Origin of the sequence: Klebsiella indica (genome assembly GCF_005860775.1) — a bacterium.
In the GTDB taxonomy this organism is placed as follows: domain Bacteria; phylum Pseudomonadota; class Gammaproteobacteria; order Enterobacterales; family Enterobacteriaceae; genus Klebsiella; species Klebsiella indica.
This window is the reverse complement of record NZ_VCHQ01000024.1, coordinates 54109-75791: the sequence shown is the minus strand read 5'-3', so window position 1 is coordinate 75791 and position 21683 is coordinate 54109. Positions and strand designations below refer to the sequence as shown.

The window sequence follows — 21683 nt, the reverse complement described above, 5'->3', positions numbered from 1 at the left end:
TTCACCTCTTACTTTTGATTCATGCTGCCGGAGAGAATACAGAATACCCCCATCAGGTCAGCGTGACGGATAGTCACTTCCGCCAGTTCATTTACTTTTGGTTTGGCATGATAGGCAATGCCGAGCCCTGCCGCTTTAAGCATCGGCAGATCGTTAGCGCCATCGCCAATCGCTATGGTTTGCGCCGCCGGGAGCGCATACTTTTCCGCCAGTTTGCGCAGCGTATTGGCTTTATATTTTGCATCGACGATATCGCCAATAACGTTGCCGGTCAGCTTACCGTCCATAATCTCAAGTTCATTGGCAAATACCGCATCGAGATGCAAATTGTCGCGCAGATACTCGGCAAAGAAGGTGAAACCGCCGGAGGCGATCGCCACTTTCCAGCCGAGCGTTTGCAGATTCTGCACCAGTTGCGTCAGCCCCGGCATCAGCGGCAGGGTTTTGCGCACCTGCAACAAAATGTTGGCGTCGGCATCTTTCAGGGTCGCCACCCGCTGACGCAAACTGGCGGTGAAATCAAGTTCGCCACGCATCGCTCGTTCGGTGACTTGCGAAACCAGTTCGCCGGTACCGGCCAGTTTGGCGATTTCGTCGATACACTCAATCTGAATCGCCGTTGAATCCATATCCATCACCAGTAAACCGGGCGTGCGCAAGTGCGGGATTTTGCCCAGCGGCGCGACATCCAGTCCCGCTTCGTGGGCCAGCCGCGTCGCCCGTAGCGTCAATGAACCTGCCAGACGAATCACCTGATAATCTTCGACCGCCCACGAGGAGACGATAACCAGCGCCGCGCCCAGCTCACGCTGCCACTGCGTCAGACGGCGCTTGTTAAGGCCCCGGCCATACAGCAACCAGCCGCTACGTCCGGCGTGGTAATCCAACGGCATAACTTCATCACCGCTGAGGGAAAGCGGCAATCCAGGCCACAGGGAAACATCTTCAGGCAGGTCGCACCAGGTCAAACTATTTGGCATCACGGCTCCACATCACTTCATTCAGGCGAGGAAAATAACGCATGAGGCTACCTTGTAACCAACGCTTCTGGCAACATTAAGCTGCAAATTTTCAAAGGTGGAATATGGTACGCGCAAAACTTAAATTCCGGCTGCATCGCGCGGTGATCGTTTTGATCTGTCTGGCGCTGCTCGTTGCTCTGATGCAGGGCGCGTCGTGGTTCAGCCAGAACAGTCAAAAACAGCGTAATCCGCAACTGGAAGAACTGGCACGCACGCTGGCACAACAGGTGACGCTAAATCTGACGCCGCTGATGCGTAGCGAAACGCCAGATGAGAAAAGGATCGGCCAGTTGCTGGAACAGCTTACCGACAAAAGTCGGGTCCTGGATGCGGGTGTTTATGACCAACAGGGCGATTTGATCGCGCGTTCCGGTGAAAGCGTTGAAGTACGCGATCGGCTGGCGCTGGACGGCAAAAAAGCGGGCGGCTACTTCAACCAGCAAATCGTCGAGCCTGTTCAGGGTAAAAATGGTCCACTCGGCTACCTGCGGCTGACGCTGGATACACATACCTTAGCCACTGAATCGCAACAGGTCGATAATACCACCAATATCTTACGCCTGATGCTGTTATTATCACTGGCCATCGGCGTGGTACTGACGCGTACCCTGCTGCAAGGTAAGCGCACCCGCTGGCAGCAATCGCCCTTCCTGTTGACCGCGAATAAACCGGTGCAGGATGAAGATAAAGATGAATCGGAATAAGGAAATCGCGATGCCTGGACTTCGTCTGCTGCTCTCTGACTCTTACGACCCGTGGTTCAATCTGGCGGTTGAGGAATCTATTTTCCGTCAGATGCCCGCCAGCCAGCGTGTGCTGTTTTTGTGGCGGAATGCCGACACTGTGGTCATTGGCCGCGCGCAAAACCCGTGGAAAGAGTGCAACACCCGGCGCATGGAAGAAGACAATGTCCGCCTGGCGCGCCGCAGCAGCGGCGGCGGCGCGGTGTTTCACGATCTGGGCAATACCTGTTTTACCTTTATGGCCGGGAAGCCGGAGTACGACAAAACGATCTCCACCGCGATAGTGCTCAATGCGCTGAACGCGCTGGGCGTTACCGCAGAAGCTTCCGGCCGTAACGATCTGGTGGTGAAAACAGCGGAAGGCGACCGCAAGGTTTCCGGCTCGGCCTACCGGGAAACCAAAGATCGCGGCTTCCATCACGGTACATTGCTGTTGAATGCCGATCTCGGCCGTCTGGCGAACTACCTCAACCCTGATAAGAAAAAGTTACAGGCCAAAGGGATCACTTCTGTACGCGGGCGCGTCGCAAATCTGGTGGATCTGCTGCCAGGCATTACCCATGAACACATCTGCGACGCTATTACCGAGGCGTTCTTCAGCCATTACGGCGAACGCGTGGACGCCGAGATAATCTCTCCAGATAAAACGCCGGATCTGCCCAATTTTGCCGAAACGTTCGCTCGCCAGAGCAGTTGGCAATGGAACTTCGGCCAGGCGCCAGCTTTTACGCATCTTCTGGATGAACGCTTTATCTGGGGCGGCGTTGAACTGCACTTCGACGTTGAGAAAGGGCATATCACACGTGCTCAGGTTTTTACCGACAGCCTTGACCCTGCGCCGCTGGAAGCGCTGGCCACGAAATTACAGGGCTGCCTGTATCGCGCTGAAATGCTACAGCAGGCTTGTGATGCGCTGTTAGTCGATTTTCCAGAGCAGGAGAAAGCGCTACGGGAGTTGTCGGCATGGATTGCCGGAGCGGTGCGCTAATTAAAAAAGCCCGCTGCGCTTAGCGGGCCTCAAAACCGCAGGCCGGGTCGGGTGAAGCTCCGCCCGGCACAACAGGCCTTACTCTTTATCGCCCAGCAGAACGGATTCCAGCGCGATTTTGATCATGTCGTTGAACGTCGTCTGGCGTTCAGCGGCGGTGGTCAGTTCATGAGTACGGATATGGTCGGATACGGTGCAGATAGCCAGCGCTTTCGCACCAAACTCAGCCGCAACGCCGTAAATACCTGCCGCCTCCATTTCCACGCCCAGGATGCCGTACTTTTCCATCACGTCGAACATTTCGCCGTCAGGAGAGTAGAACAGATCGGCGGAGAACAGGTTGCCCACGCGCGCGTCAACACCCAGCGCTTTCGCCGCGTCTACCGCGTTGCGCACCATGTCAAAGTCGGCGATGGCCGCAAAATCATGATCCTTGAAGCGGATACGATTAACTTTGGAATCGGTGCAGGCACCCATACCGATCACCACATCGCGCAGTTTAACGTCCATACGCACAGCACCGCAGGAACCCACGCGAATGATTTTCTTGACTCCGAAGTCGGTGATCAGTTCTTTCGCGTAAATAGAGCAGGATGGGATCCCCATGCCATGCCCCATAACGGAAATCTTACGGCCTTTGTACGTCCCGGTGAAACCCAGCATGCCGCGCACGTTGTTCACTTCACGTACATCTTCAAGGAAAGTTTCAGCAATGTGCTTCGCACGCAGCGGGTCGCCCGGCATCAAAACGACGTCAGCGAAATCACCCATTTCTGCATTAATATGTGGAGTTGCCATCTTCAGCTCTCTTTAATTAGTTGTTTTTACCGGGTGGTGGCTTTGCCTTACCCGGCCTACAAAACCGTAGGCCCGGTAAGCTTGCGCCGCCGGGCAATTGCATCACAGCATGTTTTTGCCGTAGTCCATCGGCGACGTACCGAAGTACGTTGCCAGCGTCTGACCGATATCCGCAAAGGTTTCACGGTGACCGAGCGAGCCCGCTTTCACTTTCGGGCCATAAATCAGCACCGGAATGTGCTCGCGAGTATGGTCCGTACCGGTCCAGGTCGGGTCACAACCGTGGTCGGCGGTGAGGATCAGAATGTCATCTTCACCGACCAGTTCCATCAGTTCCGGCAGACGGCGGTCAAACAGCTCCAGACCCGCAGCATAGCCCGCTACGTCGCGGCGATGCCCCCAGGATGAGTCGAAATCAACGAAGTTGGTAAAGACGATCGTCTCGTCGCCCGCGTCTTTCATCTCTTTAAGGGTGGCGTCGAACAGCGCGTCCAGGCCAGTGGCTTTCACTTTTTTGGTGATGCCGCAGTTGGCGTAGATATCCGCAATCTTACCGACGGAAACCACCTGCCCTTTTTTCTCGTCGACCAGTTTCTGCAGGATGGTCGGCGCCGGCGGTTCAACGGCCAGATCGTGACGGTTGCCGGTACGCTGGAAGTTACCGGCCTTATCGCCGATAAACGGACGCGCGATAACGCGACCAATATTGTAGCCGCCTTCGGTCAGCTCTTCACGGGCGATTTCGCACAGCTCGTACAGCTTATCCAGCCCAAAGGTCTCTTCATGACAGGCGATCTGGAATACGGAGTCAGCGGAGGTATAGAAAATCGGTTTACCGGTTTTCATATGCTCTTCGCCCAGTTGATCCAGAATGACCGTGCCGGAAGAGTGACAGTTACCGAGGTAACCCGGCAGGTTGGCGCGTTTTACCAGCTTATCCAGCAGTTCCTGCGGGAAGCTGTTTTCGTGGTCGCTGAAGTAGCCCCAGTCGAACAGAACCGGCACACCGGCGATTTCCCAGTGTCCTGATGGGGTATCTTTACCGGAAGAGAGCTCATGCGCCCATGCGTAAGCACCGATAACCTCTGCGTTACCGTCCATACCCGCAGCAATTTTACCGGTAGCACCTTCATGCGCCTTCACCAGCCCCAGACGAGTCAGGTTAGGCAAATTCAGCGGACCTTTGCGGCCGTGGTCAGCCTCGCCTTTGGCGCAGGCTTCTGCAATATGGCCCAGGGTATCTGAACCTACGTCGCCAAAGCGATCCGCATCTTCAGTCGCACCGATGCCGAAAGAGTCCAGCACCATAATAAATGCACGTTTCATCTTATTCTCCGTACCTTTTGCGCTGCAAAAAAGCGATCAGATCAGTATACCGCTATTCGGTAATACGACGATAGACTGTCGGTGTAATTTCAGGCGCTTTGTCGTCAAGGCTGATTGCCGCTTTGACGGCTTGCGCCGCTTCCTGCCAGCTGGCTTCGTCTTTGGCGTGGATAACAGCCAACGGACGCTGCCCGTCAACGCTGTCCCCCAGACGCGCCATATCGGTAAAGCCGACGCTGTAATCAATGGTGTCCGACGCCTGGCGACGACCGCCGCCCATTGAGACCACCGCCATGCCCAATGCGCGAGTGTCCATCGCGGAGACAAAACCTTCCGTATCGGCATAGACGGCTTTGCTGAGCATCGCCGTCGGCAGGTATTTCGCGTAGTTTTCCACGAAATCGCTCGGCCCTTTCTGTGCCGCTACCATGCGACCAAAGATTTCCGCCGCTTTGCCGTTATCCAGCACCGCCTGTAGTTTCACTCGCGCATCGGCGTCATCTTTCGCCAGCTTGCCGGAGATCAGCATCTCCGCACACAGCGCCATCGTGACGTCGAACAGACGCGGGTTGCGGTATTCACCTGTCAGGAACTGCACCGCTTCGCGCACTTCGACGGCGTTACCGGCGCTGGAGGCCAGCACCTGGTTCATGTCGGTGAGCAGCGCCGTTGTGCGCACGCCTGCACCGTTGGAAACGCCAACGATGGCTTCAGCCAGTGCGGCAGAAAGTTCGTAGGTCGGCATAAAGGCGCCGCTGCCCACTTTCACGTCCATCACCAGCGCATCCAGCCCTTCCGCCAGTTTTTTCGCGAGGATTGAAGCGGTGATCAGCGGGATGGAGTCCACCGTCGCGGTAATGTCGCGGGTGGCGTAAAAACGTTTATCCGCCGGTGCGAGCGAACTGGTCTGCCCAATAATCGCCACACCCACGTCTTTAATGATTTCGCGGAAACGGTTGTCGTCCGGGAAAATATCAAATCCCGGGATCGCTTCCAGTTTGTCGAGCGTACCACCGGTATGACCGAGGCCGCGCCCGGAGATCATCGGAATGTAGCCGCCGCAGGCCGCCACCATAGGGCCAAGCATCAGCGAAGTCACATCACCCACGCCGCCGGTGGAGTGTTTGTCAACAATGGGGCCGTTAAGGTTGAGACTCTTCCAGTCCAGAACGGTTCCTGAATCTCGCATCGCCATGGTCAGCGACACACGCTCAGGCATCGACATATCGTGGAAGAAAATGGTCATCGCCAGCGCGGCAATCTGCCCCTCAGAGATGGTGTTATCACGAATACCATTGATAAAGAAGCGGATCTCTTCGTCACTTAACGGATGACCATCACGTTTTTTACGAATAATTTCTTGTGCGAGAAACACGGTAACCCCCAGGGGAAAAGAGTAGAAGGCCATTGTAGGCCGGGTAAGCAACGCGCCACCCGGCAGTCGTATTGATGCCGGATGGTGGCTGCGCCTTATCCGGCCTACGTCACTACAACTCCGGCAATATAAGGCTTAGTAGCTGCTGGCGCTCTTGCCGTCCCCGTGGCCCAGCGCTTTCAGCAGGCTTGCCAGCAGGCTGGATGCGCCGAAACGGTAGTGACGGGAATCCGCCCAGTCAGCGCCAAACAGTTCGTCAGCAATAGCCAGGAACTGCTGCGCATCTTCAGCGGTACGCACGCCGCCAGCCGGTTTGAAACCAACGGTTCTGGAAACGCCCATATCGCGGATTACTTCCAGCATGATGCGTGCGCTTTCCGGCGTTGCGTTAACCGGGACTTTACCGGTAGAGGTTTTGATGAAATCCGCACCGGCTTTGATGGAAATTTCAGACGCTTTACGGATTAACGCTTCTTCTTTCAGCTCACCGGTTTCGATGATCACTTTCAGCAGCACGTTTGCCGCTGCACAGGCCTCTTTACAGGCTTTCACCAGATCGAAGCCCACCTGCTGTCGACCTTCGATCAGCGCACGGTACGGGAATACCACGTCAACTTCGTCCGCGCCATACGCGATGGCTGCGCGGGTTTCCGCCAGCGCGATGTCGATGTCATCATTACCGTGCGGGAAGTTGGTGACGGTCGCAATGCGGATCTCCGGCGTGCCTTGCTCTTTCAGGGCCTTACGGGCAACAGGGATAAAACGCGGGTAAATGCAGATTGCAGCAGTATTTCCAACCGGGGTTTTTGCCTGATGGCACAGCGCGATCACTTTTTCATTGGTGTCATCGTCATTCAGGGTAGTCAGGTCCATCAGTTTCAGCGCCCGCAGGCTGCTTGCAGCTAAATCAGTCATTTTATACTCCGACGGCGTATTGCCGGTTTAACGTTTATTCACTTTGCGAGACTGTTACTATTGTAACATCATCTCGCACTCACACTTCGATACGTATCACAATTAATGAAAGACAATCGCTAATTTGCATTAATTAAATGTGATATTACTCACACAAAAACCCGAACTCAGGCGTTCAGGGTCAACCGGTGCGTACGCATCATCCCCTCTTCTGCCAGATCGTAAATGTGACAATAATAACATAACACCATATTAAAACGTGCTGTCGGTGTGCAGAATTTACCCAAAGCGACAGAGAATCCTTATTATTTATTGATAAATAATAAATTTATTTTATTGCTGAAATGAGGGAATTTTAACAATCAGAAGGCGAGTGCCAGCAGCGGTGTTGCCGCTGGCCTGTTTTATCGTTAAGCGTGAGTTATAACGCGAGGAATACACCCGCGATTGTGGCGCTCATCAGGTTAGAGAGCGTACCTGCCGCAACGGCGCGGATACCCAACTGGGCAATATCCTGACGACGGTTAGGCGCCATTCCTCCTAACCCACCGATCAGAATCGCAATGGATGACAGGTTAGCAAAGCCGCAAAGCGCAAAAGAGATGATAGCCTTGGTATGCGTGGAAATCACCTGTAAACCTGCGGCGGCAACGTCAGCATCAGCTTTCAGATATTCACCAAAATTCATATAAGCGACAAATTCATTGATGATCAGCTTCTGGCCGATAAAAGAACCGGCAACGGTAGCCTCACTCCACGGTACGCCAACCACCCACGCCAGCGGCGAGAAAACCCAACCGAGGATCAATTGCAAAGAGAGATCGGGATAGTTAAACCAGCCGCCAACGCCGGAAAGAATACCGTTCACCAGCGCGATCAGGGCGATAAACGCCAACAGCATCGCGCCAACGTTAAGCGCTAACTGCATCCCGGAAGCCGCGCCGGAGGCGGCGGCATCCAGCACATTCGCCGGAGCCTCTGGGTCGGCGTCATTTTTCCCCATCGCCGGACTGTCCTGCGGTTTCTCGGTTTCCGGTACAATAATCTTCGCGAACAGCAGGCCGCCAGGCGCCGCCATAAACGAAGCGGCAATCAGGTATTCCAGCGGCACACCCATCTGCGCATAGCCGGCAAGAACCGACCCGGCAACAGACGCCAGGCCGCCGCACATCACCGCAAACAGTTCCGAGCGCGTCATCGTCGCAATATAAGGACGCACCACCAGCGGCGCTTCTGTTTGACCAACAAAGATATTCGCCGTGGCTGAGAGCGACTCCGTGCGCGAAGTTTTCAGCACCGCGCGCAGCGCCCCGCCAAGAATGCGAATAATAAACTGCATAATGCCGAGGTAGTAGAGTACCGCGATCAACGAAGAAAAGAAGACAATCACCGGCAGTACGCGGAGAGCGAAAACAAATCCACCGCCGCCGAAAACCTCAAACATCTTATCGGAAACCAGCCCACCGAAAATAAAGCTGATCCCCTCATTGCCATAAGCAATCACGTTGGCAACACCGTTCGACATGGCCAACAGCGCCGTGCGACCCGCCGGTACATAAAGAACCAGTGCACCGATCCCCACCTGGATAATCCAGGCGCCGAGGACGGTACGCAGATTGATGGCTTTTCGATTGCTGGAGAGAAGCACAGCGATAGCTAACAGCACCACCATGCCAAAAAGTCCCATGAGAATTTGCATACAGAATACCTGTGTATTAATAGTTCGACCTAAAAGCCACGCGATTATAACGGTATGAAATCATCATTCTCATTTCAGCTCACATATTTTAAGCAAATCGATGATATAAAAAGGCAATAATGAGATATCCGTCACTTAACAGATCGTCACAGGAGGGCAAAAACGTCTTTGGTATTACACATTATGGCATGGGCGATCACTTCCGCAGGTTCCCGTCGAAGCTCGCACAGGCTGGCGAAAACGCGAGCCACCTGTTCAGGGCTGTTCGGCTGTCCCTGAAAGCCATTCAATGGCATATCCGGCGCATCGGTCTCCAGCAGCAGCGCCGAAAGCGGCAACCTGGCCATCACATCGCGGGTCTTACTGGCGCGTGGATAGGTAATCGTCCCACCTACGCCAATTTTATAGCCCAACTGTACAAAGCGCTCCGCCTGCTGCAGGCTACCGGAAAAACCATGTACCACGCCGGTTCGCGGTAAAGCATGTTTTTTCAACAGCATCGCCAGCTTATCGTGGGTGCGTCTGGAGTGAATAATAACGGGAAGATCGTCACGTTTGGCCAGCCGCAGTTGCGCTTCAAATATTGAAATCTGGCGTTCAAACTGCGGATCTTCACGATAAAGATCGAGGCCGATTTCCCCCACCGCCACCAGCTTGTCGTGACGCCCGGTCAGACAGATTTCAAGCTGTTCAAGGCTACGCTCATCATGCCGCTCAATGACTATCGGATGTAAGCCCAGTGCGGCATATATCGCATCATGTTGCTCCGCCAGCGCCAATACCCGACTGAAATTATCCGCTTCAATTGCCGGTACCACGATCTGCGTAACGCCAGCGGCCGCCGCCCGGGCAAGACTGGCGGTTTCATCACCGGTAAAAGGTGGAAAGTCAAAGTGGCAGTGAGTATCAATAAATCGTAAGGTCACGCCAGATCCTCATTATTCATGCTGGTATCATTGGCCTGTGACGTGGCGACAATCGACGCCTGATGAATCTCATTGGCCACAGGTGCAGGCGGAACAACGCTCGTTTTCGGCACCGCGATACGCGGCGCATGGCGCAACAGCGGCGGCTGGTCGGCCAACAGTTTACCGATCGTGGCGAGGAAATAACGCCCGCACTGGCGTCCGGTTTTGTAGTCTTCCAGTAACGCCGGAATACGGCTACCTAACACCATACTCTTCAAGGGTTTCTGCGGATATATCTCCAGAATACGCAGCTTGCCCGGAGGTTTCTCAATAAACTGTTGCGTAGCACGATAGGTGGTTTCGTGATGCTGCACCAGGTTCACAAACGTCTGCAGGCTACTTTCGCCAAGCCACCGTTCCATTCGTTGAAACCACTTCGGCGTATAGTACATCTGGGAGGGAACGGTGCGAATCACCACGATGGTCTGCGCCCCCCGGCGGGCCGCTTCCTGCACGGGTATCGCGTCGCTGACGCCGCCGTCGAGGTAGCTGACGCCATCCAGCATCACGCCGCTGCGATAAAAGCCGGGAATAGCGCTGGACGCGCGGATCAGGTCAAGCCAGGTTTGTTGGGTCGGGGAAAAATAATTTGCCATATAGTCATCACCCCGGCAGGCGCACATCCAGAACGCTTTTCCCTGCGCAAAGCGTTCTTCCGCGTAAGCCATCGCCAGCGGCATCCTTTGCGCGGTGGTCTCCACCAGCCAGTCCAGATCGATAAGGTTACCGCCGCGAACGAAACGCATCGGGTCGAAAAATTCGCGAGAGGTGGTATAACGCGTGATGACCTTACGGGCATAACCGGGTTGGTTACAGATATAGGCAGACAGGTTTTGCGCTCCGGCTGAAGTGCCAAACATCATATCGAATGGGTTAAATCCCGCGCGCATAAATTCGTCCAGCACTCCGGCGGTAAAAATCCCTCTCTGCCCCCCACCTTCGCACACCAGGGCGAGTTTGCCCGGCGGGAAGGGTTTTACAGATAATGGCGTGATGTTGCCCAGCGTAACGGGAATGCGATGCCCCACCCTGCTTCCTGCCTTACGTATTGTAAAAAACAAAGGTAACGCAATTTTTAACGCCCGGAAGCAGAGAAAGCCAGTCGCAGCGACTGGCTTTATGTAAGACGGTATTTCACAGGCTAACGTTCAGGGGCGCCGACGGCCGGTAAAGAGACTGACCAGAAACAGAATAATACCAACGATAAAGACAATTTTAGCAGCCCAGGCAGCGGTGCCCGCCAGGCCACCAAAGCCCAGGGCAGCAGCAATTAACGCGATCACCAGAAAAATAATACCCCATCTAAACATACGTCTCTCCTTACCAGAGTTAATGACGGTTGATTTTCTGCGCGTTCAGACCGCGCATACACAACCCTGTGGTGCTACACATTCAGCGGAAAGACCGCAGAGAAATGCTGTTAATGAATGGATTTATTTGACGCTAAGATCGTTTTTTACGCTTTTGACGCCGGAAACGGCCTGGGCAATCGCCTCCGCCCGCGCCGACTGTTTGCTGGAGGCGACCGTGCCGGATAAACGCACGATGCCATCGGTGGTCTCTACCTTCACGTTTCGCGACGGAACAATATCGTCAGCCAGTAATTTAGCTTTGATTTCACTGGTGACTGCCGTATCGCCAGCGTAACCCTTCAGGGACGCGGATTGTTCGTTCTGCACGCTAAGTTTGTCGTTAACGGAGGCCACACCTTCAACGGCTTTGGCAACGCTAAGCGCCTGTTTACGCTGCTCAGCGCTATCCACCGTCCCGCTTAACGTAACGACTTTATTTTCGGTTTTCACAGAAATATCGGTGCTGCGAATCTCTTTATGGTCAATCAGTGCCGCCTTCACTCTGGCGGTAATGGTGCTGTCATCCATGAAATTACCGACTTTATCCATCGAATTATCCACCGCCTGCCCCGCACGGCTGGCAGCAGATTTGACGCTATCGAGGGTTGAGTTTTCCGCATATGCCGAGGCGCTGATGATGGCTGAGCCGAAGAGGAGAGCCAGTACTGTCCTGGCGTTCTTTGGTCTTGTCATTGTGAGTTCCTCGTTATTTTTTAACAGATAAAGCAAAATAAGCAGTCTATTAAGCCAGAAATGTAAGAATGACTTATTAAATGTAGTAGAAAAACCAGAAAACGCGGCATGAGCAGGTAAAAAAGCGCGACGAAGCGCCACAATTAAGAACTTTCCAGACAGGCAATCGCAGAGGGTAAAGTGCGTGGAGCGCGGCGAAAACCGCGCTCCGGAGTGGATTAGTGTTCGCGTGTTTTTCGGAACTGCACGTCAGGATAACGTTCCTGGGTCAGGTTCAGGTTAACCATCGTCGGAGCGATATAAGTGAGGTTATCACCGCCATCAAGCGCTAACTGAGTTTCGTTCTTACGCTTAAACTCTTCGAACTTTTTCACGTCGGTTGATTCAACCCAGCGCGCAGTCGCCACGTTAACCGATTCGTAAATCGCCTCTACGTTATATTCGCTCTTCAGACGCGCGACGACCACGTCAAACTGCAGCACACCAACGGCCCCGACGATCAGATCGTTGTTAGAGATCGGACGGAAAACCTGCACCGCCCCCTCTTCAGAGAGCTGGACCAGCCCTTTCAGCAGTTGTTTTTGCTTCAGCGGATCTTTCAGGCGAATACGACGGAACAGCTCCGGCGCGAAGTTCGGGATACCGGTGAACTTCATCATCTCGCCCTGGGTAAAGGTATCGCCAATCTGAATGGTGCCGTGGTTGTGCAGACCGAGAATATCCCCCGGATACGCCTCTTCCACATGGGAACGATCGCCAGCCATAAAGGTCAGGGCGTCAGAGATCACCACGTCTTTGCCCGTGCGAACCTGGCGCATTTTCATGCCCTTCTCGTACTTGCCGGAAACGACGCGCATAAACGCCACGCGGTCACGGTGTTTCGGGTCCATATTGGCCTGAATCTTAAACACGAAGCCGGTGAACTTCTCTTCTTTCGCTTCTACCTTACGGGTATCAGTCTGACGTGGCATCGGCGCGGGCGCCCATGCCACCAGGCCGTCCAGCATATGGTCAACGCCGAAGTTACCCAGCGCGGTACCGAAGAAAACCGGCGTGATTTCACCGGCCAGGAACAGCTCTTTATCGAACTCGTTAGAAGCGCCCTGCACCAGTTCCAGCTCGTCGCGCAGCTGCTGCGCCAGGTCTTCGCCCACGGCAGCATCGAGTTCCGGGTTGTTCAGACCTTTAACAATGCGCACTTCCTGAATGGTGTGGCCTTTGCCGGTCTGGTACAGGTAAGTTTCGTCTTTATAAAGGTGATAGACGCCTTTGAACAGCTTACCGCAGCCAATCGGCCAGGTGATCGGCGCACAGCCAATTTTCAGCTCATTTTCCACTTCATCCAGCAGTTCCATCGGGTCGCGGATGTCACGGTCCAGTTTGTTCATAAAGGTCAGGATCGGCGTATCGCGCAAGCGGGTGACTTCCATCAGCTTACGGGTACGATCCTCAACGCCTTTCGCGGCGTCGATAACCATCAGGCAGCAATCTACCGCCGTCAGGGTACGGTAGGTATCTTCGGAGAAGTCTTCGTGCCCGGGGGTATCCAGCAGGTTAACCAGACAGTCGTGATACGGGAACTGCATAACGGAGGTGGTAATAGAGATGCCACGCTGCTTTTCCATCTCCATCCAGTCAGATTTCGCATGCTGGCTGGAGCCACGGCCTTTTACCGTACCAGCGGTCTGAATCGCCTGTCCGAATAACAGCACCTTTTCCGTAATGGTGGTTTTACCGGCATCCGGGTGAGAAATAATGGCAAAAGTGCGGCGCTTAGCCACCTCCTGCAAATATGGAGACAACGTCATAATTCAATCTTCTTAGTAAACGCGACAACGCGCCGCGCATGTTGAATACGAAAAAATTGCGGCTATTTTACCCATCAATGGAGGGGAGGCAATCAGTGTTTACACAGGCGTTGCTCCAGTTCGCTTAACGAGGTGACCGTCCAGTCCGGATGGAGATCCGCAGGCAGTTCCCGTTGATGAGGGTTGAACCAACAGGTCGCCAGACCGGCGTTGACGCCGCCACGAATATCCGACTCAGCGGTATCGCCGACCATCAACACCCGGGAACGCTCGGGACTTCCCGCCTGCGCCAGCGCATAGTCAAAAATACGCACATCCGGCTTCGCCACCCCAACCTCTTCGGAAATAATCAATAAATCAAAGTGATCGCATAATCCGGTACGCTCAAGTCGCGTCTGCTGCAGTGAGGTAAAACCGTTGGTGATAATCCCCATTTTCACCTTCCCCTGCAACGCATTAAGTAACGATACCGCCCCCGGCAGCGGCGAACAGATCTCCGCCATCGCATTCATAAATGCGGCATTCAATTCGCCAGGGGGGACATTCAGCCGTTCGGCCCAGTTATCGAAGCGCTGATGCTGCAGTTGAAGAGACGTGATAGCGCCGTTCTGATAATCCACCCACAGCGGCTTATTCACGGCCTGGTAATCCTGAAAATCCTCGGCGGAAAACGTCACGCTATAATCGAGAAACATTCGCTGCAGACCGCTAAATGAGTCGAACGTAAATAACGTTTCATCGGCATCAAAGAAAATCCAGTCCCATTTCATCGTCTCACCTTGTCTTACATACTGATTGGCAGCGCCATAATGATTGCATCCTCACGCCCGTCGACCGTGGGATAATAGTTGCGACGAAGGGTCGCCTCGTTAAAGCCTAAGCGCTCATAGAGTGCGATGGCGGCGAGATTAGAGGCGCGCACCTCCAGCCACAGGGTGACGACGCCGCGTTTTTCCACTTCGTCAATCACATGTTCCAGCAGTTCTCTGCCGAGGCCGCGACGCTGAAAAGCAGGATCGACCGCGATATTAAAGAGTGTTGCTTCGTCGAGCACGATTTGCGTAATGGCAAAGGCCGCCATCTCGCCGTCCACTGCCAGTTGAAAATTGAGATAGCGTTCTCCCTGATTGCTGGCAAACGTCTGCTCGCTCCAGGGAAACGCGTGGGCGCGCGTTTCGATTTGCCAGGCGCGGGGCAAATCAGCCGCGTTGAGGGTAGAAATCGTGTTCATGTGCGCAAATTTGTTGCCAGAGCGCCCTGCGGGCAGGCGTACTGGTTTGAAGTTCATCGAATGCGGGTGTCGATATCTGAGCCCCCGCCAGCGGCAGCGGTTCGTCCGTGCCCAATCGCCAGCTATTACAGCGGGTATCCTGCGGCAGCATCGCGACACGTTCAGGCGTCAATTGCATAACCTGTTCCGGGGCCAGGGCCAGCGCGCGTAAAATATCACTGACCAGCGGTTCGCTAAGCGATGGCAATGCTTCCGCCACCATCACCAGACGGATACTCCCGGGCAGCGAGATAGCGATTTCACCCTGTAACGCCCCAGGACGACGTAGCGACCACTGAGTAATCCCCAGTTGCTGTAATTGCCAGTCTCGTCGGGATGTCATAGCGAAACACTCCTGTTAATCCAGCGCGCAATATAACAAATCCGTCGTATCTGCGCCAACAAAGCCGCTGCCGCTGGTCGGTGTCCCGCGTCTGACAAAGAGGCAGCCCGAAAGATAACGTGTATAATCGGCGCCAGTCTCAATGAAGGAGTGTTTCATGTCCGCTTTTACCCCGGCAAGTGAAGTCTTGCTGCGCCACAGTGATGATTTCGAGTCCGCCCGCGTTCTGTTTGCCGGTGACCTGCAGGATGATCTGCCCGCACGTCTGGACACAGCCGCCAGCCGCGCCCATACCCAGCAGTTTCACCACTGGCAGGTACTGAGCCGCCAGATGGGTGAACATGCCCGCTTTAGTCTGGTCGCTGAAGCCAGCGACGTCGCCGGTTGCGACACACTTATTTACTACTGGCCAAAGAACAAGCCGGAAGCGCAGTTTCAGTTGATGAACCTGCTTTCGCTATTACCCACAGGTAGCGATATTTTCGTGGTTGGCGAGAACCGCAGCGGCGTACGCAGCGCGGAGCAGATGCTGGCCGAATATGCGCAGCTAAGCAAAATCGACAGCGCGCGGCGCTGCGGGCTGTATCACGGTCGTCTGGAAAAACAGCCCGAATTCAATCCACAACAGTATTGGGGCGAATACGCGCTGGACAATCTGACAATTAAAACCCTGCCGGGCGTCTTCAGTCGCGATGGGCTGGATATTGGCAGCCAGTTGCTCCTTTCTACCCTGACACCCCATACGAAAGGCAAAGTGCTTGATGTCGGCTGCGGCGCTGGCGTGCTGGCAACCGTGCTGGCAAGCCATTCACCAAAAGTTCGTTTAACCCTGTGCGACGTCAGCGCTCCGGCGGTAGAGGCCAGCCGCGCCACGCTTGCCGCCAACGGCATGGAAGGGGAAGTGTTCGCCAGCAACGTCTTCTCCGAAGTGAAGGGGCGCTTCGACATGATTATCTCCAACCCGCCTTTCCATGATGGTCTGCAGACCAGTCTGGAAGCCGCGCAAACGCTGATTCGCGGGGCCGTCCGTCATCTGAATAGCGGCGGAGAGTTGCGTATCGTCGCCAACGCCTTCCTGCCTTATCCGAACGTGCTGGATGAGACCTTCGGCTTTCACGAAGTTATCGCCCAAACCGGTCGCTTTAAGGTCTACCGGACGGTTATGACCCATCAGGCAAAGAAATAATCTTTCACCTGTTCCGGCGACAGCGCATGCCTGTCGCCGACATCCCCCTTCAGCCGTCCATTTTTGCAACAATCAATCCAACTGATACAATTAACTATTGACGAATAGCTGAAAACCACTAGAATGCGCCTCCGTGGTAGCGATACTTTCATAGTGTCGATGGTATGCGAAGGTGGCGGAATTGGTAGACGCGCTAGCTTCAGGTGTTAGTGTCCTTACGGACGTGGGGGTTCAAGTCCCCCCCCTCGCACCAAAACCACGTTGATATTGCTCGCACTGGGCGAAGGTGGCGGAATTGGTAGACGCGCTAGCTTCAGGTGTTAGTGTTCTTACGGACGTGGGGGTTCAAGTCCCCCCCCTCGCACCAACGAGGCGATATCAAAAATGAAGAATACTGTGCGAAGGTGGCGGAATTGGTAGACGCGCTAGCTTCAGGTGTTAGTGTCCTTACGGACGTGGGGGTTCAAGTCCCCCCCCTCGCACCAATATTCTTCCCCTTCTGAATTATCCCATCAGCCTTAAATTCATTATCATCAGCATCATCCCACTTACCAGCGCGAGACATGACGGTAACAGAACGAAATGCCGTAACTGACGATGCCAAATCATCGCGGCTGACATCAGCATTCCTGAAGTGACTAATCCGCGCCAGGCCTCAACCGACAAATCGGCAAAACCGAGGGCGGTAATCAATATGCCAGGGATCAGAACGCCCCAACCACTCCCTAAGGTTCGCTGCAACATGTTTCCACCTCTCACAACGATAATGATAACCAATATCATATGGTAATTTTTATCATTTGTCATATCTGGTAAGCTGCAAGACTCTATTCTTTACGTTTACGGTAATGACATACATTCATGAAGGTGATAAATTAAGCGAACGAAAACTATATATTAAAATTCCTGATTAATGCACAAAAAAGCTTATTTTGTGTGGTGTTTTTTCATTATTTATTTTTAGCACCCATCATATTGTATTTTAACGACTAATAATGACTACCCCAACATGACTGCACAATCCTGGCGCGTACATCACAAGCAAAAATATCAGTATTCCTTACGGCTCTTCCTGTTGCTTAGTTTTGTTTCTGCCACGTTGTCTCTGGTCAGTCCACTCTTTAGCGTCATTACTTATACTCTGCCTTGCTTTATGATTGTTGGCTGCAGTACGGTTTTGTTGCTATGGCACTGGCGATTTTCCCGGCGTAAAATAAGTATTTCAGTTATTTCTCTTATATTTGGCCTGCTTTGGGCATGGCACATTGCGGTAAAATCAGCGGTGATAGGTTCACCGCATTTTAACTACCTGGTGATTGCCTTATTAAGCGTACTGTTTATTGGCACTATTGCTTTTTCCAGCAATATCATTGCGTTCACCCTGTACTCTTTGCCGACATTTACTGTCTGTTTGATTCTTGATGACAGAGGGCAATGGATACGGATGTGCTGGTACTTTTTTCTGCCCATTGTCGGTATCACGCTACAGAACGTCATTCAGAAGCGTAGCGAAATATTCACTCAAGGGCTTATGGATAAGCTTCTGAAGGAACGTAACACGCTTAACGATCTCAGTATGTTAGATCCGCTTACTGGTTTGTATAACCGCCGAGGTTTACAGAATCAGTTGAATACTGTTCTTTCATTAGAAAATACCGAGCACTACGTCCTGCTGCTGGATATTGATCATTTCAAAGCTTACAACGATCATTATGGGCATATGATGGGCGATCAGGCGCTGATTCAGGTCTCCGCCGCCATCCGCAACGCCGTGCGCTCACGCGATATCGTTGCCCGCTTTGGCGGCGAAGAATTTATGGTGCTGTTGACCAACAGTACGGCGGAAAATGCGCTTCAGGCTGCGGAACGGATCCGTCAACGAGTCTACGACCTGAAAATTCCCCATATGTTTAATGAAAGTGTCGCGACCAATGTCACTATCAGTATTGGTATGACGCCGCTGATTGATGCCGATGTTGATAGTGCGCTGAAACGGGCGGATAACGCCCTTTATGAAGCCAAAAATATGGGGCGTAACATCATTCTCGCCAGCTAGATCTGGCTGTCCCCCTGCACGACATCATCGCGTAGACAAATCTCTTGCCAGGTCAACATCAGGATATTAATATCAAAAATCATTCTCATTTATATTTTCATTTTATATCCGATGGCTTACCGATCACTCTCATTCAACAATGATCTCATCTGGCGGGCGCCGCTCTCTTCGCCTGAGCAGGCATTGGCGAATACGATTCGGGACAAGATCGCGACATTACGCCCCCATCTGTTGGATTTTCTCCGACTGAATGAACAAGCGCCACATCATGCATTAACCCTGACAGAATGGTCACAGCCGGTGGCGCTAAGTTCCCTGCTGGCGACGTATTCAGACCACATTTATCGCAACCATCCCAAGCATGCGCGTGAACAAAAACCGTTGTTATCCCTGTGGGCGCAATGGTACATCGGTTTACTGGTTCCGCCGCTAATGCTGGCTCTGCTGAGCGAGGAGCGTGCCATTAGCCTGGCGCCGGAGCATATTCGCGTCGAATTTCATGAAACTGGCCGTGCCGCCTGTTTTTGGATCGCCATCCATTCAGCGGAGAACATCTCCGGACAATCCGCTTCATCACGAATGGAAAGGCTGGTCACCCATGCTTTACAGCCCGTCGTTCAGGCGCTGGAAGCCACTGGTGATATCAACGGCAAGCTTATCTGGAGCAATACTGGCTATCTGATCAACTGGTATCTGGGGGAAATGAAAGCCCTGCTGGGGGATGAAAAAGTCACCGAAATTCGCCAACACTGCTTCTTTGAAAAACAGCTTGCCGACGGTCAGGATAACCCGCTGTGGCGAACGGTGGTTTTACGCGAAGGACAACTCGTGCGCCGCACCTGCTGCCAGCGCTATCGTCTGGCGGATGTTCAACAATGCGGCGACTGTACGCTGAAATAGCCTTCTCCTGAAACGGGCGACCAGCCCGGCCACCCGTCATGTTTATGCCGTCTGCTGACTCTCCGCGGCAATACGCTGCGCCTCTTCTGCCTCCTGGGTCAGCAACTGTTTCTCGTACACTTTAAAGAATGGGAAATAAATGATCGCCGAAACGCACGCCAGAATAACGACCAGAATAGCTGCCCGGAAATCCCAGCCTAACGCCCATGCGCCGCCAATCGGTGCCGGCGCCGTCCACGGCACCACTGAAATCACCCGGCTAATCAGGTCCAGCTTCATTGTCGCCCAGGCCAGTACCGCATTAACCATCGGCGCCAACAGGAAAGGAATAAAGAACACCGGATTCATCACAATTGGCGTACCGAAAATCACCGGTTCGTTGATGTTAAACAGGCTTGGCACCACGCTCAAACGACCAATCGAACGCAAATGCGCGGAGCGACTGCGCAGATAGCAAAATACCAGCCCCATTGTGGCTCCCGAACCACCAATGACGATAAAGAATGTCCAGAACGCTTCCATAAAGATATGCGGTAACGGTGCGCCCTGCGCCAGGGCCTGCTGGTTCATGCCAAGATTGGTTAGCCAGAACATCTGCAGCATACCGGAGACAATCGCCGCACCGTGGATACCGGCAAACCACAACAGATGAGCAATCAGTACCGCCAGTAAAATGGCGGGCAACGAATCCGCCGCAGAAACCAGCGGTTTGAAGATAGCCATAATGGCCTGAGGGATCAGCATATCGAAATGATGCTGAATAAACAGACTGAGCGGATAGAGCGTCACCACCACAACCAGCACCGGGATCAGCAGATCAAAAGAGTTTTTAATCATCGGCGGCACCTGATCCGGCAGGCGAATACCGATGTTATGCGCTTTCAGAAAGCGCATCATTTCGACGCAGTAAACCGCCACAAGAAGGGCGGTAAAGATCCCCGTTCCCCCCAGACTATCAACCGGCAAACTGCCATTCGTCTTTGGTGCCGCTACGAGCAGAAAGGCCATAATCGACAGCATCGCGCACATAAAAGGATCAAGCTGATTCGTTTTTTCGTAATGCTTGCCGAGGTTATAGGCAATCGCGGCACAAATGTAGATAGACATAATGCCCATCGTCATATCAAACGGCGTCAGAATTCGCCCCTCATACTCTTTTGCCAGATCCAGCCAGGCACGGGCAATCCCCCAGGTGGTATCCGGCGAAAACGGCGGGTAAGCAAAGACGAGAAGAAAAGAGCCAACAATCATAAACGGCATGGCGGAAATAAAACCGTCGCGGATAGCCATAACATGGCGCTGAGACGAAATACGTCCCGCGGCCGGGCTGATGTAATTTTCTACAAAGCGAAATATCAAATTAAATGCAGCATGGTTAGCAGACATAGCAGCCCTCCTGACAGGCCAGATAAACAGTCCCGGCAACGATTATCTTGCCGCAGCAATGACCCCGGATTGGTGAGTGGGTCAGCACGTCGGATAGCACTCCTGGCGCACTGGCTGCGCAACCAGATCCGGTTCATATACGGCTCTTTTGTTATAGGTGACGCGGGAAATCACGTTGCCAGTATTCATATCTATATGAAAACCCGCAACCGGTTACAGTAACCGGTTGCAGTGATTGTGAAGGAGATCCAGAAATTGGAAAGATTCTTGATTATCCCCCAATGATATTTACACTTTGCGAAGCTTGTGACAGATTTTTAACAAGCCTTAATCAGGAGATTCCAATGAGTCTGCAGTCCGTGCGGCAGTTCTTTGCTGACCGCGCCCCCGATATCGAAATCATCGAACTTAATCAGAGTACAGCAACGGTCGCCTTAGCCGCAGCGGCGCATAACGTTGAGCCCGGGCAAATAGCAAAAACCCTGTCCTTAAAAGTCAAAGAAAGGGTCGTGCTTGTTGTCGCGAAAGGCGATGCACGCCTGGATAATAAAAAACTCAAAGAAGCGTTCGGCGCTAAAGCACGTATGCTAAGCAGTGATGAGGTGGTTACGCTAACCGGGCATCCCGTCGGTGGTGTGTGCCCATTTGGCCTGGAAATTCCGCTGGCGGTTTACTGTGACATCTCACTCAAGCAATACCCCGAAGTCCTGCCAGCCGCAGGATCAATCCATAGCGCCGTTCGCATTTCACCCGAACGAATGGCGCAGTTGACTGACGCCACCTGGATTGATGTTTGCTGTTAAGTAACACCAGGCTGGAGAGAGCAGGCCTCTCGTGCTTCTGGCAACATCCGAG

Annotated in this window: 22 protein-coding genes and 3 tRNA genes; 9 read left to right on the top strand and 16 right to left on the bottom strand. The window is 53.4% G+C overall.

Going from position 1 to position 21683, the window contains the following annotated elements:
• Window positions 1-8: 8 nt before the first annotated feature.
• Window positions 9-980: a phosphoserine phosphatase gene (gene serB, locus FE839_RS16430; RefSeq protein ID WP_138361852.1), complete on the bottom strand. Its 972-nt coding sequence runs from the start codon at window positions 978-980 to the stop codon at window positions 9-11.
• Window positions 981-1084: 104 nt separating this feature from the next.
• Here serB and FE839_RS16425 point away from each other — a divergent pair, with 104 nt between their 5' ends.
• The gene (locus FE839_RS16425; protein ID WP_138361851.1) at window positions 1085-1726 is read left to right on the top strand and encodes a YtjB family periplasmic protein; all 642 of its coding nucleotides are present in this window, start codon (window positions 1085-1087) and stop codon (window positions 1724-1726) included.
• A gap of 10 nt (window positions 1727-1736) precedes the next feature.
• Entirely contained in the window at window positions 1737-2753 is a 1017-nt protein-coding gene (lplA, locus tag FE839_RS16420) for a lipoate--protein ligase (protein ID WP_138361850.1), read from the top strand.
• A gap of 78 nt (window positions 2754-2831) precedes the next feature.
• On the opposite strand, the gene deoD is transcribed toward lplA, so the two are convergent.
• The 13 genes from deoD to FE839_RS16355 form a co-directional block, all read right to left on the bottom strand.
• Window positions 2832-3551 (bottom strand): purine-nucleoside phosphorylase, encoded by a 720-nt coding sequence (gene deoD / locus FE839_RS16415; RefSeq protein ID WP_138361849.1) that lies wholly within the window; start codon window positions 3549-3551, stop codon window positions 2832-2834.
• A gap of 102 nt (window positions 3552-3653) precedes the next feature.
• Window positions 3654-4877, bottom strand: coding sequence for a phosphopentomutase (gene deoB / locus FE839_RS16410; protein ID WP_138361848.1), 1224 nt, complete (start codon window positions 4875-4877; stop codon window positions 3654-3656).
• A gap of 52 nt (window positions 4878-4929) precedes the next feature.
• Entirely contained in the window at window positions 4930-6252 is a 1323-nt protein-coding gene (gene deoA, locus FE839_RS16405; RefSeq protein WP_138361847.1) for a thymidine phosphorylase, read from the bottom strand.
• Between the two features lie 135 nt (window positions 6253-6387).
• Window positions 6388-7167 carry a deoxyribose-phosphate aldolase gene (gene deoC / locus FE839_RS16400; RefSeq protein WP_138361846.1) on the bottom strand — a complete coding sequence of 260 codons (780 nt, stop codon included), beginning with the start codon at window positions 7165-7167 and terminating at the stop codon, window positions 6388-6390.
• A 421-nt stretch (window positions 7168-7588) separates the two neighbouring features.
• On the bottom strand, window positions 7589-8866 hold the full coding sequence (locus FE839_RS16395) for a NupC/NupG family nucleoside CNT transporter (protein ID WP_138361845.1): 1278 nt from the start codon (window positions 8864-8866) through the stop codon (window positions 7589-7591).
• Between the two features lie 146 nt (window positions 8867-9012).
• Complete coding sequence (locus FE839_RS16390) at window positions 9013-9792, bottom strand: TatD family hydrolase (RefSeq protein WP_138361844.1); 780 nt, start codon at window positions 9790-9792, stop codon at window positions 9013-9015.
• Complete coding sequence (locus tag FE839_RS16385) at window positions 9789-10862, bottom strand: patatin-like phospholipase family protein (RefSeq protein ID WP_138361843.1); 1074 nt, start codon at window positions 10860-10862, stop codon at window positions 9789-9791. The genes FE839_RS16390 and FE839_RS16385 overlap by 4 nt, the downstream gene beginning before the upstream one ends.
• A 120-nt stretch (window positions 10863-10982) precedes the next feature.
• The gene (locus FE839_RS16380) at window positions 10983-11144 is read right to left on the bottom strand and encodes a DUF1328 domain-containing protein (RefSeq protein ID WP_071200058.1); all 162 of its coding nucleotides are present in this window, start codon (window positions 11142-11144) and stop codon (window positions 10983-10985) included.
• A 123-nt stretch (window positions 11145-11267) separates the two neighbouring features.
• Complete coding sequence (gene osmY, locus FE839_RS16375; RefSeq protein WP_138361842.1) at window positions 11268-11879, bottom strand: molecular chaperone OsmY; 612 nt, start codon at window positions 11877-11879, stop codon at window positions 11268-11270.
• A gap of 218 nt (window positions 11880-12097) precedes the next feature.
• Window positions 12098-13687, bottom strand: coding sequence for a peptide chain release factor 3 (prfC, locus tag FE839_RS16370; RefSeq protein WP_138361841.1), 1590 nt, complete (start codon window positions 13685-13687; stop codon window positions 12098-12100).
• 92 nt (window positions 13688-13779) lie between these two features.
• Window positions 13780-14457 (bottom strand): pyrimidine 5'-nucleotidase, encoded by a 678-nt coding sequence (gene yjjG / locus FE839_RS16365; protein ID WP_138361840.1) that lies wholly within the window; start codon window positions 14455-14457, stop codon window positions 13780-13782.
• Window positions 14458-14471: 14 nt separating this feature from the next.
• Window positions 14472-14918 (bottom strand): ribosomal protein S18-alanine N-acetyltransferase, encoded by a 447-nt coding sequence (gene rimI, locus FE839_RS16360; protein ID WP_138361839.1) that lies wholly within the window; start codon window positions 14916-14918, stop codon window positions 14472-14474.
• Window positions 14887-15300: a DNA polymerase III subunit psi gene (locus tag FE839_RS16355; protein WP_138361838.1), complete on the bottom strand. Its 414-nt coding sequence runs from the start codon at window positions 15298-15300 to the stop codon at window positions 14887-14889. The genes rimI and FE839_RS16355 overlap by 32 nt, the downstream gene beginning before the upstream one ends.
• Window positions 15301-15457: 157 nt before the next feature.
• On the opposite strand from FE839_RS16355, the gene rsmC reads away from it, so the two are divergent.
• From rsmC to FE839_RS16335, 4 genes are all read left to right on the top strand, one after another.
• Window positions 15458-16486: a 16S rRNA (guanine(1207)-N(2))-methyltransferase RsmC gene (gene rsmC, locus FE839_RS16350; protein ID WP_138361837.1), complete on the top strand. Its 1029-nt coding sequence runs from the start codon at window positions 15458-15460 to the stop codon at window positions 16484-16486.
• A gap of 166 nt (window positions 16487-16652) precedes the next feature.
• Window positions 16653-16739: transfer RNA gene (locus FE839_RS16345), tRNA-Leu, on the top strand.
• A 27-nt stretch (window positions 16740-16766) separates the two neighbouring features.
• Window positions 16767-16853, top strand: a tRNA-Leu gene (locus FE839_RS16340).
• 31 nt (window positions 16854-16884) lie between these two features.
• Window positions 16885-16971, top strand: a tRNA-Leu gene (locus FE839_RS16335).
• A gap of 19 nt (window positions 16972-16990) precedes the next feature.
• On the opposite strand, the gene FE839_RS16330 is transcribed toward FE839_RS16335, so the two are convergent.
• On the bottom strand, window positions 16991-17230 hold the full coding sequence (locus FE839_RS16330) for a DUF1435 domain-containing protein (protein ID WP_138361836.1): 240 nt from the start codon (window positions 17228-17230) through the stop codon (window positions 16991-16993).
• Window positions 17231-17495: 265 nt separating this feature from the next.
• On the opposite strand from FE839_RS16330, the gene FE839_RS16325 reads away from it, so the two are divergent.
• Both FE839_RS16325 and fhuF read left to right on the top strand, forming a co-directional pair.
• A complete protein-coding gene (locus FE839_RS16325; protein ID WP_138361835.1) occupies window positions 17496-18542 on the top strand; it encodes a GGDEF domain-containing protein in 1047 nt (348 codons plus the stop codon).
• 111 nt (window positions 18543-18653) lie between these two features.
• Window positions 18654-19442, top strand: a complete 789-nt coding sequence (fhuF, locus tag FE839_RS16320; protein ID WP_138361834.1) for a siderophore-iron reductase FhuF — start codon at window positions 18654-18656, stop codon at window positions 19440-19442.
• A gap of 42 nt (window positions 19443-19484) precedes the next feature.
• Here fhuF and FE839_RS16315 read toward each other — a convergent pair whose 3' ends face one another.
• Window positions 19485-20828, bottom strand: a complete 1344-nt coding sequence (locus FE839_RS16315; RefSeq protein ID WP_138361833.1) for a PTS sugar transporter subunit IIC — start codon at window positions 20826-20828, stop codon at window positions 19485-19487.
• Between the two features lie 344 nt (window positions 20829-21172).
• On the opposite strand from FE839_RS16315, the gene FE839_RS16310 reads away from it, so the two are divergent.
• The gene (locus FE839_RS16310; RefSeq protein ID WP_138361832.1) at window positions 21173-21631 is read left to right on the top strand and encodes a YbaK/EbsC family protein; all 459 of its coding nucleotides are present in this window, start codon (window positions 21173-21175) and stop codon (window positions 21629-21631) included.
• The last annotated feature ends 52 nt before the right edge of the window (window positions 21632-21683 follow it).